Source organism: Streptomyces sp. NPDC006487 (assembly GCF_042870555.1).
GTDB lineage: Bacteria > Actinomycetota > Actinomycetes > Streptomycetales > Streptomycetaceae > Streptomyces.
In genome coordinates this window covers 44,029-58,913 of record NZ_JBIAHN010000014.1, presented here as the reverse complement: position 1 = coordinate 58,913, position 14,885 = coordinate 44,029, and the positions used below count along the sequence as shown (strand labels likewise).

Here is a 14,885-nt window from a genome sequence, read left to right as displayed (position 1 = left end):
CCGTCCGCGGCCGGCGTCAGCCGAGGGGTGCGCCGGGCGGAGCGGGGGACCAGCGCAATGCGAACCACAGCTCCATCCGGGTGTCCGGATCGTCCAGGTCGGCCCCGCCCAGGAGGTCCGCGGCGCGGGCGATCCGCTGGCGGACGGTGTTGCGGTGGATCCCGAGGGCGGCCGCGCTGCGGTCCCAGCTCCCGTGGTGGGCCAGCCAGCCGCGCAGGGTGTCCCGGAGCGCGGGGGAGAGGGGACCGAGCAGGGCCTCGGCGTGGGCGCGGGCCTCGGCCGCGCCGACCAGGCCCGCGAAACCGGGATCCCGGTGGCGGACCAGCGGGGTACGGGCCGCCTCGGCGCGCTCCAGGGCCCGCCCGGCCTGCGCGTCGGCGCCGGGCAGGCCCCCCGGCTCGGCCGCGGCGCTCACCCCGAGCCGCCACCCGGGCTGCGGCGTGGGCTCGCGGTCGGTGAGCAGGCGCACGGAGCCCGGGTGCGCAGAGCCTGTGTGTGCAGAGCCCTCGCGCGCGGGATCCCCGGGCGCGGAGTCCCCGCGCGGGTCCAGCAGTACGGTGCCCAGCGCGGCCGCCAGGGCCCGTGGGTCCCCGGTGCCGCGGGCGTGGACGGCGTACCAGGGCCCGGGGCCCAGTGCCCCGGCCGGGTCCCCGCCGAGGAGCAGCCGGGTCAGGGCGGCCTCGGCCCCGGCCGGGCGGTGCGCGGTGAGCAGGGTCAGCAGGACGGCTGCCACCGAGGCGATGGTGTGGTCCCCGGGGGCCCGGGAAGGGGTCGCCAGGGCCAGGACCCGGCCGCCGCCGAGGGCGTGGACGCCGAGGTGGAGCCCGGCGTGCGCACCCGTCGCGGTGACCGCTCCACCGGCCGCCACCCGCTGAGCGAGCGTGCCGAGCGCGTCCAGCACCTCGGGGCCGGGGGCCGGCCCGGCGGACGTTCCGGGTCCGCCCGCCGCGGATGCCCCCGGCCCGGGCCCGGCCCCCGGCGTGGCCGGGCCCGGCCCGGCCGCTGCGGCCGCGGCGGTGCCGGGTTCCCCGGCGGAGGCCGCGCCGCCCGGCGCGGCGGCTCCCCGCGGAGGCGGTGCGTCCCGGGCGGCCGGACCGGCCCCGGCTTCGGGGGTCCCCGGGCTTTCCGGCCGGCCGGCGGGGAGGAGGCCGGCCCAGCCGCCCAGGGTCGCCGCCAGCCGGCGCAGGACGGCCGGGACCGGGTCCGGGCGGGCGGCGGCCGCCGCCAGGGACTGCTGGGCCTCGGTCACCCGGCGGAGCTCGGCCGTCCGGGCCCGGGCCATCAGCCGCCAGACGCTCCGGCCGACCGCGGTGAACGGGGTCCCGGGCGGCACCTCGACCAGGGGCAGCCCGTACCGCTCGCAGGCCTCGATCAGGGCCCCGGGCACGGTCTCGTGCACCGGAGTCACCCCGAACCCGACAGCTCCGACGCCGGCCCGGACCAGCCGCGCGACGTACGCTCCGGCGTCGATCAGCTCGCCCGCCGCGTGCCCGGCACCCACCTGCCCGGCACCCACCTGCCCGGTGTCGGCCGGGTCCGTGGTGGCCCGCTCGGTGTGGGCGCGCCGGGTGGCCGCGTGCTCCGCGCCCCCGTGGCCGGGGCGAACATCGGCGGGCCCGGCTCCCGCCGGACCGGCGTCCGCCCCCGCGAGGCCCGCCCCCGCCGTCAGGAGGAGTTCGCCGCCCAGCAGGTAGGGGGACGGGTCCGCCATCTCGGAGGCGTGCACCCCGTGCAGTTCGGCCTCGGCGGGCCCGGCCAGGTGGCGCAGCCCCAGCTCGTGGTCGGCGAGCAGCCGCCCGAGCGCGACCGGCGGGGTGGGAGGGGCTTCCATGAGTGGATACTCCGTACACATCGGTGGAGCCGGATGGATGAAACGTACACTTCGCCGACCCGAGGTGTCCGTTTACGCTCGAAGGACCGCACCGCACACCTCCCCGGAAGGCCCCCCATGAGCACGCAGCCGCGCGGCCCCGTCGACTCCTCCCGCATCCCGCGCTACGCGGGCCCCGCGACCTTCGCCCGGCTGCCCCGCCTGGACGAGGTCGGCGGCAAGGCCGACGTGGCCGTCGTCGGCGTGCCCTTCGACTCCGGAGTCTCCTACCGCCCCGGCGCCCGCTTCGGCGGCAACGCGATCCGTGAGGCCTCCCGCCTGCTGCGCCCGTACAACCCGGCGCAGGACGCCTCCCCGTTCGCGCTCGCGCAGGTCGCCGACGCCGGCGACATCGCGGCGAACCCCTTCAACATCAACGAGGCCGTCGACACGATCGAGGCCGCCGCGGACGAGCTGATCGGCAACGGCTCCCGCCTGATGACCCTCGGCGGCGACCACACCATCGCACTGCCCCTGCTCCGCTCGGTGGCGAAGAAGCACGGCCCGGTCGCGCTGCTCCACTTCGACGCCCACCTGGACACCTGGGACACCTACTTCGGCGCCGAGTACACGCACGGCACCCCGTTCCGCCGCGCCGTCGAGGAGGGCATCCTCGACACCGAGGCCCTGTCCCACGTCGGCACGCGCGGCCCGCTGTACGGCAAGCAGGACCTGGACGACGACGCCAAGATGGGCTTCGGCATCGTCACCTCGGCCGACGTCTACCGCCGCGGCGCCGACGAGGTCGCCGACCAGCTCCGCCAGCGCATCGGCGACCGCCCGCTGTACATCTCCATCGACATCGACGTACTGGACCCGGCGCACGCCCCCGGTACGGGCACCCCGGAGGCGGGCGGCATGACCTCCCGCGAGCTGCTGGAGATCATCCGCGGGCTTTCCTCCTGCAACCTGGTCTCGGCGGACGTCGTCGAGGTCGCCCCGGCGTACGATCACGCGGAGATCACCTCGGTCGCGGCCTCGCACACCGCGTACGAGCTGACCACGATCATGAGCCGTCAGATCTCTGCGGCACGCGGCGCCCGCTAGGCACAGCGCGCAGGCGAGGCGAAGGCGAACCCGAAGGGCAACGAAGAGCGTGACGCACGACCACGACCTGGTACTCCGTCCCACCGAAGCCCAGAAGGCGGCGGCGCTCGCGCCCCCGCCGGGGCGCACGGGCGGGGACCTGGTCGTGGAGATGCTGCGCTCGCTCGGCGCGACCACCGTCTTCGGGCTGCCCGGCCAGCACGCGCTGGGCCTCTTCGACGCCGTCGGCCGCTCCGACCTGCGCCTGGTCGGACTCCGTACGGAGAACAACGCCGGGTTCGCCGCGGACGCGTACGGCCGGATGACGGGCGAGGCGGCACCGCTCCTCCTGTCCACGGGCCCGGGCGCGCTCATGGCGCTCCCCGCCCTGGCCGAGGCGGCGGCGGCGTCCGCGCCCGTCCTGGCGATCTCCTCGCAGGTACCGACCCCGGGCCTGGGCGGCGGCCGGCGCGGTCACCTGCACGAGCTGCGCGACCAGTCGGCCTCCTTCCGGGACGTGGTCAAGTCCGTGCACACGGCCCGGACCCCCTCCCAGATCCCGTCCGTGATCGCCGAGGCCTGGGAATCGGCGCTGACCGCCCCGCACGGACCGGTGTGGGTGGAGATCCCGGAAGACGTCCTGCGCACGGAAACCGTCATCCCGCAGGTCACGGGCATGGACGCGACCCCGCACGAGCTGGCCCCGCGCCCGGAGCTGACCGCACTGGCGGCCCACTGGCTGGAGAACGCCGAGCGCCCGGTGATCATCGCGGGCGGCGGGGTGATCCGCTCGGACGCGGCGGGCAAGCTGAAGCAGCTCGCGGAACGCCTGAACGCCCCCGTCGTCACCACCTTCGGCGGCAAGGGCGCCTTCCCCTGGACCCACCCGCTCTCCCTCCAGTCCTGGCTGGAGGACCGCCACATGACGGACTTCCTGGAGGACGCCGACGTCCTGCTGGTGGTCGGCTCGGGCCTGGGCGAACTGTCCTCGAACTACCACACGTTCTTCCCGGAGGGCCGGGTCGTCCAGATCGAGGCGGACCTCGGCAAGCTGGAGTCCAACCACGCGGGCCTCGGCATCCACGCGGACGCCCGCCTCGCCCTGCAGGCACTCCTCGAAACGGTCGCCGAACGCCCCGACCCGCAGGCCCCGGAGCGCGTCGCCCTGCTCCTCGCCGACATCGCGGCCCGCCTGGCCCAGCAGGACCTGACCCTGGAACAGCAGCTCCTGACCTCGATCCGGCAGGCTCTCCCGCCCCGCTCCCCGTCCTTCTGGGACATGACGATCCTGTCGTACTGGGCCTGGTCGGCCTTCGACGCCAAGCACCCCAACACCATGCACTCGGCGCAGGGCGCGGGCGGCCTCGGCTACGCCTTCCCGGCGGCCCTCGGCGCGGCCGTCGCGGAGCCGGGCACCCCGGTCCTCGCCGTCTCCGGCGACGGCGGCGCGATGTACTCGATCGCCGACCTGGCCACCGCCCGCCAGCACGACCTGGACGTCACCTGGCTGATCGTGGACGACGGCGGCTACGGCATCCTGCGCGAGTACGGCTGCGAGACGGGCACGAGCCTGACCCGCCCCGACTTCGTGGCCCTGGCGGCCTCCTTCGGCGTTCCGGCGACCACGACCACCCCGGAATCCCTCCGCGAGGACCTGGCCGCGTCCCTGAAGACCCCGGGCCCCTCGCTCCTGCTCCTTCCGGCCGAGCTGAAGATGTTCGAACCCACCCACGTCTGAGGGCTGCCCGGCCGGGCGCGGATCGGGCGACCTGCAGCAGGCCCCCGTAGCCCCCGTAGCCGCTTGAGCCCCCGTAGCCCCCTGGGCCCTCCTGTGCCCCCGTAGGACCAGCACCGCGCGCGGAACCCGCGGAACCCAGTTCGAATTGTTGCGGCGGGATGAAATCCGCCGGTCGGAGCGTTGGCGCTTCCGGCAGGGCAGGACGAACGGGGAGGCAGTACGTGGCTACGGCGACGGCGGACACGGCGGCTGGAAGCAAACAGGGGTGGGGGAGGCGGCTCGCCGCCTACACCTGGCGGTACAAGGCCAATGTGCTGCTGGCCCTCGGATCCTCGCTCGGCGGCATGGCCGTCATGGCGCTCGTTCCGCTCGTCACCAAGGTGATCCTCGACGATGTCATCGGCGACCACAGCAAGCCCATGGGGCCCTGGGCCCTGATGCTCGTGGGCGCCGCCGTCCTCGTGTACGTGCTGACCTACATCCGCAGGTACTACGGCGGCCGGCTCGCCCTCGACGTTCAGCACGACCTGCGCACCGACATGTACGACACCATCGCCCGGCTCGACGGCCGCCGCCAGGACGAGCTGTCCACCGGTCAGGTCGTCGGGCGGGCGACCACCGACCTCCAGCTGATCCAAGGGCTGCTCTTCATGCTGCCCATGACCATCGGCAACTTCCTGCTCTTCGGGATATCCCTCGGCATCATGCTGTGGCTCTCGCCGCTGCTGACCGTCGTGGCGCTGCTCATGGCCCCCGCCCTCTGGTTCATCGCCAAGCGCAGCCGCAAGAAGCTCTTCCCCGCCACCTGGTACGCCCAGAGCCAGGCCGCCGCCGTCGCCACCGTCGTCGACGGGGCCGTCACCGGCGTCCGCGTCGTCAAGGGCTTCGGCCAGGAGGAGCAGGAGACCGGCAAGCTCCGCGACGCCGGGCGCCGGCTGTTCGCCGGGCGGATGCGCGGCGTCCGGATGAACTCCCGCTACACCCCGGCGCTGCAGGCCGTACCGGCCCTCGGCCAGGTCGCCATGCTGGCCCTCGGCGGCTGGATGGCCACCAAGGGACAGGTCACCCTCGGCACCTTCGTCGCCTTCTCCACCTACCTGGCCCAGCTCGTCGGCCCCGTCCGCATGCTCGCCATGGTGCTCACCGTCGGCCAGCAGGCCCGCGCCGGCGTGGAGCGGGTCTTCGAGCTCATCGACACCGAGCCGGTGATCGAGGAAGGGAAGCGAGAGCTTCCCGCGGACGCGCCCGCCACCGTCGAGTTCGACGACGTGCGGTTCGGGTACGACCCCGAGCGGCCCGTGCTCGACGGGTTCAGCCTCTCGATCGCCGAGGGGGAGACCGTCGCCCTCGTCGGTTCCTCGGGCAGCGGCAAGTCCACCGTTTCGCTGCTGCTGCCGCGCTTCTACGACGCCGACCGCGGCGCCGTCCGCGTCGGCGGCCACGACGTGCGCGAGCTGACCTACGACTCCCTGCGCGATGCCATCGGGCTGGTGCCCGAGGACTCCTTCCTCTTCTCCGACAGCATCCGCGCCAACGTCGCGTACGGACACCCCGGCGCCACCGACGAACAGGTCCGTGCCGCCGTCCGCGCCGCCCAGGCCGAAGGGTTCATCGAGGCCCTCCCCGCCGGGTACGACACCAAGGTCGGCGAGCAGGGCCTGACCCTCTCCGGCGGCCAGCGCCAGCGCATCGCGCTCGCCCGCGCCATCCTCACCGACCCCCGCCTGCTGCTCCTCGACGACGCCACCTCCGCCGTCGACGCCCGCGTCGAGCACGAGATCCACGAGGCGCTGCGCGCCGTCATGGCCGGCCGCACCACCCTGCTCATCGCCCACCGCCGCTCCACGCTCGCGCTCGCCGACCGGATCGCCGTACTGGACCACGGGCGGCTCTCCGACGTGGGTACGCACGAGGAGCTGGAGCGCCGTTCCGCCCTGTACCGGCGGCTGCTCACCGACCCGGACGCGCTGGGCGCGGGCTCCCCGCGGACGCCCGAGGCGCCGCTGATGGAGGAGTTCGAGCGGGACATCGAGCGGGACATCGAGCTCGAAGCCGAGATCGACTCCGAGCCCGTCAACGCCAAGCGCCGGGTGGCCGGCGGGATCACCCCCGAGCTCTGGCAGCGGCAGGAGGAGGAAGAGGAGAAGACCACCGCCGCCGCGGGGATGTCCGCCACCCCCGAACTGCTCGCGCAGGTGGCCGCACTGCCGCCCGCCGCCGACACCCCCGACGTGGACGAGACCCGCGCCGCCTCCGCCGAGGACAGCTACAACCTGGGCCGCCTGCTGCGCGGTTTCTGGGCCCCGCTCGCGATATCCCTCGGCCTCGTCGCCCTCGACGCCGGCTCCGGCCTGCTCCTGCCCATCCTGATCCGGCACGGCATCGACCAGGGCGTCGAAGCGGCCGCCCTCGGCGCCGTCTGGGCGGCTTCCCTCCTCGCACTCGGCGTGGTCCTGGCCCAGTGGGCCGCACAGTTCGCCGAGACCCGGATGACCGGCCGCACCGGCGAGCGCGTGCTCTACGCCCTGCGCGTCAAGATCTTCGCGCAGCTCCAGCGCCTCGGCCTCGACTACTACGAGCGCGAACTGACCGGCAAGATCATGACCCGGATGACCACCGACGTGGACGCCCTGTCCAGCTTCCTGCAGACCGGGCTCGTCACCGCCGTCGTCTCCGTCCTCACCTTCTTCGGCATCCTGGTCGCCCTGCTCGTCCTGGACGTGGAGCTGGCGCTGATCGTCTTCGCCACGCTGCCCCTGCTGATCATCGGCACCGTCTTCTTCCGCCGGAAGTCCGTCGCCGCCTACGAGCTCGCCCGCGACCGGGTCGGACTGGTCAACGCCGACCTCCAGGAGTCCGTGGCCGGACTGCGCATCGTCCAGGCCTTCCGCCGCCAGCGCGCCGGCGCCGTCCGGTTCGCCGAGCGCAGCGACTCGTACCGTCAGGCCCGGGTCCGCGGTCAGTGGCTGATCTCGGTCTACTTCCCCTTCGTCCAGCTGCTGTCCTCCGGGGCGGCCGCCGCCGTCCTGATCGTCGGAGCGGGCCGGGTGGAAGCGGGCACGCTCACCACCGGCGCGCTGGTCGCCTACCTGCTCTACATCGACCTGTTCTTCGCCCCCGTCCAGCAGCTCTCGCAGGTCTTCGACGGCTACCAGCAGGCCACCGTCTCCCTCGGCCGGATCCAGGGCCTGCTGCGCGAGCCCACCAGCACCCCCCGCCCGGCCGACCCCCGCCCGGTCACCGAGCTGCGCGGCGAGATCGCCTTCGAGGGCGTCGAGTTCTCGTACGGCACGGCCGAGGAGCGCGGGGAGAAGGAACCGGCGCTCAGCGGGATCAGCCTGCGCATCCCCGCCGGGCAGACCGTCGCCTTCGTCGGCGAGACCGGAGCCGGCAAGTCCACGCTGGTCAAGATGGTGGCCCGGTTCTACGATCCGACCTCCGGCCGGGTCACCGCCGACGGGGTGGACCTGCGCGAGCTGGACCTGACGGGCTACCGCCACCGCCTCGGTGTCGTCCCCCAGGAGCCGTACCTCTTCCCGGGGACCGTCCGCGACGCCATCGCCTACGGGCGGCCCGAGGCGAGCGACGCCCAGGTGGAGGCCGCCGCGCACGCGGTCGGCGCGCACGCCATGATCGCCACCCTGGACGGCGGCTACCTGCACACCGTCACCGAGCGCGGCCGCAACCTCTCCGCCGGCCAGCGCCAGCTGATCGCGCTGGCCCGCGCCGAGCTCGTCGACCCCGACGTGCTGCTGCTCGACGAAGCCACCGCCGCCCTCGACCTCGCCACCGAGGCCCTGGTCAACCAGGCCACCGACCGGCTCGCGGGCAAGCGCACCACCCTGGTCGTGGCGCACCGGCTGACCACGGCCGCGCGCGCCGACCGGGTCGTGGTCATGGACCGCGGCCGGGTCGCGGAGGACGGCACCCACGCCGAGCTGCTGGCCCGCGGCGGCCGGTACGCCGAGCTGTGGCGCACCTTCGCGGGCGAGGACGAGCCGGCCGCGGCGGCGTAGCCCTAGAGCTCGCCGAAGAGCAGGTTGCCCGGGGCGTCCTCCTCGGTGCCGGTGTAGTACTCCCGCACCGCACCGAGGAGTTCGTCCACGGACAGGTACCCGTCGTGGTCGGCGTCGATCCGGGTGAAGAGCGCCTCGGTGTCCGCGTGGCTCAGCTTCGTGTCGAAGGCCGTCTGGGCCTTCTGGAACTCCTCGGGGCTGATCCGGCCGTCGTCGTCCTTGTCGGCGACCAGGAGCATCGCGTGGGCCATCGGCCGGAACGACTTGTCGTACGCCGCGCGGTCGTCCTGGAAGAGGCGCTTCATGCCCTGCTTGTACTCCTCCGGCGTGACCTTCCCGTCCCGGTCCATGTCGAGCTCGGTGAAGAGCTCCTGCCAGAAGTCGACCAGCCCGCCCATCACCCGGGTCGCCTTGGGGGAGGTCGCCGGCTCGCCGAGGGCCGACAGCAGGCGGGAACCGAGACCGATGATGTCGTGCTCGTCGATCACCTGGTCCTCGTTGACGTCGAGGTGGGCGAAGGCGCGGTCCAGCTTGCGGTCGAGCAGGTCGTTCGTCATATCGGTTGCCTTTCACGGCTACGGTGCGGGGTCTTTCGTTCACCTAGCGTAATCTCCTGCGTGATCACGAACTCCCGTTATCCCGCTAGGAAGTTGTGGATGCACTCTTACGAGGTATGGGTCAACGGCGCCGAGGAGCCGGGCACCCGATGGATCTACTGGCCGCGCGTGGGTCAACTCCTGCGTGAGCCGTTCGAGGTGCTCGGGCTCAAGGCCCGGCTGGAGCGAGGCGAGGACCTGCCGTACGACGACCGGCTGCTGGCGGGGCGCGTGGCCATGTCCACCCCCGAGCAGGGGCTGCGCGCCCTGGCCGCCGCCCGGGCCGCCCAGCCGGGATGGGCGGGAATCGCGCTCGCCGGCCGGCTGGAGCTGCTGCACGGCATCCACCGGGCCGTGGTCGAGCGGCGCGAGGAGCTGACGGGCCTGCTGGTCGCCGAGGGCCACCCCGTACGGCTGGCCGGCTGGGAGCTGGACTCCGTGGCGGCCTCCTTCCACCCGGATTCCGTGGCCGACTTCGCCGGACGGCTGCGGGAGCCCGAGAGGACCGCGGCCGGCCGGCGGACCCGCATGGTGCGCAAGCCGGACGGGGTGGTGTGCCTGAGCCCGCCGCGCAACGCCCCGACCTCCAACTCCTTCTACGGAGTGCTGGCGCTCGCCGCGGGCAACAGCCTGGTCGTCAACGCGCCGCCCACCGCCCCGCTGGGCGTCGGCTTCGTCTACCGGGAGATCGTGGCGCCGCTCCTGGAGCGGCTCGGCGCCCCGCCCGGCACCCTCAACGTGCTCTGCACGCACGCCCGCGCCGTGGTGCGCCAGTGGCTGGACAGCCCCGACTGCGACGACCTGGTCTTCTTCGGCGGCTCCGAGCAGGGGCTCAAGCTGGAGCGGGAGTGCGTGGCCGCGGGGAAGAAGCCCGTACTCGAACTGTCGGGCAACGACGGGGTGCTGGTGTGGCACGACGCCGAGACCGATCTCGCCGCACGGGCCCTGTGCGAGCGGTACTACGGCTCCGGGCAGATCTGCATGACCCCGAAGTTCGCCATCGTCCATCCGGAGGTGGCCGACCGGCTCCTGAAGGAACTGGTGGAGCAGGTGAGGGAGATCCGGCCCGGTCCGCCGGAGGATCAGCGCACGGTGCTGAGCCCGGTGGTCAAGCGGGCCGAGTTCACCGAGGTCCTCGGCGAGGTGCTGGCGGCCGGCGGGGAACTGCTGTGCGGCGGGGAGTTCGTGGACGTGGACGACGAGCCCTCGTCGGCGGGGCCGTTCATCCGCCCGGCGGTCGTCCGGGTGGACGGGCTGGCGGGGGCCGCCCGGCTGCGCGCCTTCCGTGAGGAGACCTTCTTCCCGCTGCTGTGCGTGGTGGTGCCCGAGGCGCCGGTCCGGCTGGAGGAGGCCATCGGCTTCCTCAACGCCAACCGCTACGGTCTGCGCAACTCCCTGTGGACGCAGGACGAGCGGGTCGTCGAGCGGTTCTGCGAGGAGGTGGTCAACGGCGGCATGCTGAAGGTCAACGACTCGCACATCGGCTGCCTGCCGGGGATCCCGTACAACGGCGGCACGGGAGCGACGGGCGGCATCTTCGGCGAGGCCAACCTGCCCGCCGTGCGCACCACGCACCTCCAGTCGATCGCCGTGGCCACCCTGGTCCGGCCGCGGGAGTCGGTCTTCGACCACGGGGCGGGCGTCATGCGATGACGGGCCGGGCGGGCTCCACGGGCTGAGTTCTTGTTCCACGCAACCATTCGAGGGGGTCCGGCGTCGTACGAACGTACGCACGTTGTACGTACGACCGATGGGGGCAGGGTGTCGAAGGCGCGGAACCGGAACGGGCGATGGGCCGCCCGCGCTCTGGTGATCACGGTGGCGCTGTGGCTGGGCGTGGCCGGACTGCTGACGGCGCAGCCGGCGCAGGCGGCGACCGGCGGGTGCGCCGGGAACCTGGTGCGGACGCTGCCGTTCTCCACGGGGGAGGTGCGCGTGTACAAGACCCGCGACCGGGCCTGCGCCGTGACGGTCGCCAGGGAGCCCGGCCGGCGGCGGCAGATGTCGGTGAGCATCCAGCCGCGCGGCGGCTTTCCGGTGCGCGACGCGGGTCCCTTCACCCGGTACGCCGGCCCCGTCGGGGTCCACGCGATCAACCGCTGCGTGTATGTAAAAGGGAGCGTGGGGTCCGGATCGGTGGATTCCGGCTGGATCCTTTGCTGATGGACCGGCCCAACTAGGTCTGTTCAGCCGCATGTTCCCCCGGCTAGGTTCACGGCGACCGATGTGAACTCTTGGGGAGTGTGAATGCGCAAGAAGCTCGGATGGCTGCTGTCGCTCGCGGTGCTGATCGGCACCGCGGGTGCGGCCGGCACCACGGCGCAAGCGGCCACCGCCGCGGAACCGTCCGCCGTCACGGATGCCACCGTCACGAATGCCAAGGCCGCCACGGAAGACATCAAGGACCGGATCCTCGCGATCCCGGGGATGAGCCTGATCGAGGAGAAGCCGTACCCCGGCTACCGCTTCTTCGTACTGAACTACGAGCAGCCGGTCGATCACCGCGCGCCGTGGAAGGGCACCTTCAAGCAGCGCCTGACCCTGCTGCACAAGGACGTCACGCGGCCCACGGTGTTCTTCACCTCCGGCTACAACGTCAACACCAACCCGCGCCGCAGCGAGCCGACGACCATAATCGACGGCAACCAGGTGTCCCTGGAGTACCGTTTCTTCACCCCGTCCCGCCCCGACCCGGCCAACTGGGCGAACCTCGACATCTGGCAGGCCGCCAGTGACCAGCACCGCGTCTTCACCGCCCTGAAGAAGGTCTACAAGAAGAACTGGCTCTCCACGGGCGGCAGCAAGGGCGGCATGACCGCCACCTACTTCGAGCGCTTCTACCCGCGCGACATGGACGGCGTCGTGGCGTACGTCGCCCCCAACGACGTGGTGAACAAGGAGGACTCGGCCTACGACCGGTTCTTCGCCAAGGTCGGCACCAAGGAGTGCCGCGACAAGCTGAACGCCGTGCAGCGCGAGGCGCTCGTGCGCCGCGAGCCGCTGGAGGCCAAGTACGCGGCCGCCGCCGCCGAGAACGGCTGGACCTTCACCACCGTCGGCAACCTCGACAAGGCCTACGAGGCCGTCGTGCTCGACTACGTGTGGGCCTTCTGGCAGTACAGCCTGCTCGCCGACTGCGCCACCATCCCGGCCGCCGCCACCGCGACCGACCAGGAGATCTGGGACACGATCGACACGATCTCCGGCTTCTCGGCCTACGCCGACCAGGGCCTGGAGACGTACACGCCGTACTACTACCAGGCGGGCACCCAGCTCGGTTCCCCCGACATCAAGCAGTCCCACCTGGGCAACCTGAGCCGCTACGGCTATCAGCCGCCGCGCAACTTCGTGCCCCGCGACATCCCGATGACCTTCCAGCCGGCGGCGATGCGGGACGTGGACACCTGGGTGAAGAACAACGCCAACCAGATGCTCTTCGTTTACGGGCAGAACGACCCGTGGGGTGCCGAACCGTTCCACCTCGGCTACGGGGCCCGCGACAGCTACGTGATGACCGCTCCGGGCGCCAACCACGGGGCCAACGTCTCCAAGCTCATGGAGGCCGAGAAGGCGCTGGCCACCGCGAAGATCCTGCAGTGGGCCGGAGTGGCCCCGGCCGCCGGGTCCACCGGTGCGGCGAAGGCGGCGCCCCTGGCGAAGCCGGACGCGCAGCTCGACCAGCGCGACATCGAGCGCGAGCCGATGCTGCGCCCGTAGCAGCTCCGCAGTGGGGCCGCGGGAGGGGTGCGGGGACTACCCGTACGCCAGCCCGTGGCCCAGCGGGTAGCGGCCCGGAACCGGAACCGGCAGGCGCCCCGTGGGGCGTACGGCCCCGGTGACCACCCGGGCCGCCGCCCGCAGCTCCACGTCCGACCAGGTGTAGGTGGCCAGTTCGGCCGCGCAGGCCGGCAGCCGGGCCGGATCGTAGGGGTTGCGGATCGCCACCAGGACCACCGGCACCCCGGTGGCCAGCAGTCGGGTGACCAGCTCGCGCTGCGGGCTCTCGCCCTCGGGGACGTTGTACGTGCACACGAGCACGGCCGCGTTGCCGGGGGCGGCCGCCACCGCACGCGCGGGCGGCAGGGCCGTCGCCCGGCAGCCCAGCGCGGACAGCTCCCGGGCCAGCACCGCGGTAGGGGGTCCCGTCGTACCCGTGGGGGAGACCGGATCGGTCCCGGTGACCAGGAGCAGCGGCCGGTCCGCCGGATCCAGCGGCAGCAGCCCCACCGGATTGGCCAGCAGGGTCGTCGTACGGTCCGCGATCTCCCCGGCCGCCGCCAGGTGCGCGGGGATGCCCACGACCGTGTCGACGGTGTTCACCGCCTCCCTCTGCCGCGCCGCGTCCGCGTCCCGCGCCGGCGCGTCGAACAGGCCCCGACGGGCCTTCAGTTCCAGGATCCGCAGCACCGACTCCTCGATCCGGGCCCGCGTCAGCTCGCCGGACTCCACGGCCGCCAGCACGCTGCGGACGGCCAGCCCCAGGTCCGGCGGGTTCAGCAGCTGGTCGCAGCCCGCCTTCAGGGCCAGCACCGGGACCCGGTCGTCCCCGTACTTCTGGCGGACCCCGGCCATGTCGAGGGCGTCGGTGACCACCACCCCGCGGAAGCCCAGGCGTTCGCGCAGGATCCCGGTGACGATGGGCCGCGAGAGGGTCGCCGGATCCCCCGAGGGGTCGAGCGCGGGGAAGACGATGTGCGCCGTCATCACCACGTCCACGCCCGCCTCCACGGCCGCCCGGAAAGGCGGCTCGTCCAGCTCCTCCCACTGCGCGCGCGTGTGCTTCATCAGCGGCAGCCCGACGTGGCTGTCGGTGCCGGTGTCCCCGTGCCCCGGGAAGTGCTTGGCCGTGGCGGCCACCCCGGCGCCCTGGTAGCCGCGGATCTGGGCGGAGACCAGGGCCGCCACGGCGTGCGGGTCGGCGCCGAAGGACCGTACGCCGATGACGGGGTTGGCGGGATCGACGTTGACGTCGGCCACCGGGGCGTAGTTGTGCCGGATGCCCATGGCCGCCAGCTCGGCGCCCGCGATGCGTGCGGCCCGGCGGGCCTCGGCGGTGGACCCGCCGGTCCCCAGGGCCAGGGCACCCAGCGCCATGGCCCCCGGGAGCAGGGTCGCGGGCCGGCCCACACGGGCCACGGCGCCGTGCTCCTGGTCGATGGAGAGCAGCAGGGGGATGCCGGCGGCTCCGTTGACGGGGGCCGTGGCCGCCTGCTGGAGCCCGGCCGAGAGCTCGGCGATCTGGCGCGGGGAGCGGGTGTTGTGGGCCCAGCCGAAGTAGACGATCCCGCCGAGGTGATAGCGGGCGACCAGCTCGGCGGGGGTGCGCACGCCGAACGCCTGCTGGTTGAGCGCCGCGTCCTCGGCGTCGGGCTCGGTCGCCGCGTGCCCGTACGCCCGCGATACGAAGAGCTGCCCGACCAGTTCGGCCAGGCTCATCCGCGCCATCGTCTCGTGCGGCCGGACCCGGGGGGCCGGGGTGTGCTTCGGTGCGCGGTCGCCCGGCCGGGGGTCGTCGGGGGCCGGGCCGTCGGGCTTCCGGGCGGGGCCCACCGCGGCGGAGGCGGCCCCCGCGGCGGTGGCGGCGGCCACGGCGGCCACGGTGAGCAGGGTCCGGCGGGAGGCGTGGTTCGGCACGCGCC

At 73.5% G+C, this 14,885-nt stretch carries 9 protein-coding genes; 6 read left to right on the top strand and 3 right to left on the bottom strand.

The window, feature by feature from the left end; genetic code table 11:
• Positions 1-16: 16 nt before the first annotated feature.
• Positions 17-1,831: a helix-turn-helix domain-containing protein gene (locus tag ACFYM0_RS24860; RefSeq protein WP_388505016.1), complete on the bottom strand. Its 1,815-nt coding sequence runs from the start codon at positions 1,829-1,831 to the stop codon at positions 17-19.
• Positions 1,832-1,948: 117 nt separating this feature from the next.
• Between ACFYM0_RS24860 and speB the strand changes: the two genes are divergently transcribed.
• From speB to ACFYM0_RS24845, 3 genes are all read left to right on the top strand, one after another.
• Positions 1,949-2,917 (top strand): agmatinase, encoded by a 969-nt coding sequence (speB, locus tag ACFYM0_RS24855; RefSeq protein ID WP_327252855.1) that lies wholly within the window; start codon positions 1,949-1,951, stop codon positions 2,915-2,917.
• A gap of 49 nt (positions 2,918-2,966) precedes the next feature.
• A complete protein-coding gene (locus ACFYM0_RS24850) occupies positions 2,967-4,634 on the top strand; it encodes a thiamine pyrophosphate-binding protein (protein ID WP_388505013.1) in 1,668 nt (555 codons plus the stop codon).
• Between the two features lie 158 nt (positions 4,635-4,792).
• Positions 4,793-8,650: an ABC transporter ATP-binding protein gene (locus ACFYM0_RS24845; protein WP_388505010.1), complete on the top strand. Its 3,858-nt coding sequence runs from the start codon at positions 4,793-4,795 to the stop codon at positions 8,648-8,650.
• Between the two features lie 2 nt (positions 8,651-8,652).
• Here the strand turns inward: ACFYM0_RS24845 and ACFYM0_RS24840 are convergent, their stop codons facing one another.
• Positions 8,653-9,207 (bottom strand): EF-hand domain-containing protein, encoded by a 555-nt coding sequence (locus tag ACFYM0_RS24840; RefSeq protein ID WP_388505008.1) that lies wholly within the window; start codon positions 9,205-9,207, stop codon positions 8,653-8,655.
• Positions 9,208-9,306: 99 nt separating this feature from the next.
• On the opposite strand from ACFYM0_RS24840, the gene ACFYM0_RS24835 reads away from it, so the two are divergent.
• The 3 genes from ACFYM0_RS24835 (at position 9,307) to ACFYM0_RS24825 (ending at position 12,963) form a co-directional block, all read left to right on the top strand.
• Complete coding sequence (locus ACFYM0_RS24835) at positions 9,307-10,899, top strand: aldehyde dehydrogenase family protein (RefSeq protein ID WP_388505005.1); 1,593 nt, start codon at positions 9,307-9,309, stop codon at positions 10,897-10,899.
• A 108-nt stretch (positions 10,900-11,007) separates the two neighbouring features.
• A complete protein-coding gene (locus ACFYM0_RS24830) occupies positions 11,008-11,409 on the top strand; it encodes a hypothetical protein (protein ID WP_388505003.1) in 402 nt (133 codons plus the stop codon).
• An 84-nt stretch (positions 11,410-11,493) separates the two neighbouring features.
• The gene (locus tag ACFYM0_RS24825; RefSeq protein WP_388505000.1) at positions 11,494-12,963 is read left to right on the top strand and encodes a S28 family serine protease; all 1,470 of its coding nucleotides are present in this window, start codon (positions 11,494-11,496) and stop codon (positions 12,961-12,963) included.
• 36 nt (positions 12,964-12,999) lie between these two features.
• On the opposite strand, the gene ACFYM0_RS24820 is transcribed toward ACFYM0_RS24825, so the two are convergent.
• A complete protein-coding gene (locus ACFYM0_RS24820) occupies positions 13,000-14,880 on the bottom strand; it encodes a glycoside hydrolase family 3 protein (protein WP_388504997.1) in 1,881 nt (626 codons plus the stop codon).
• Positions 14,881-14,885 lie beyond the last annotated feature (5 nt).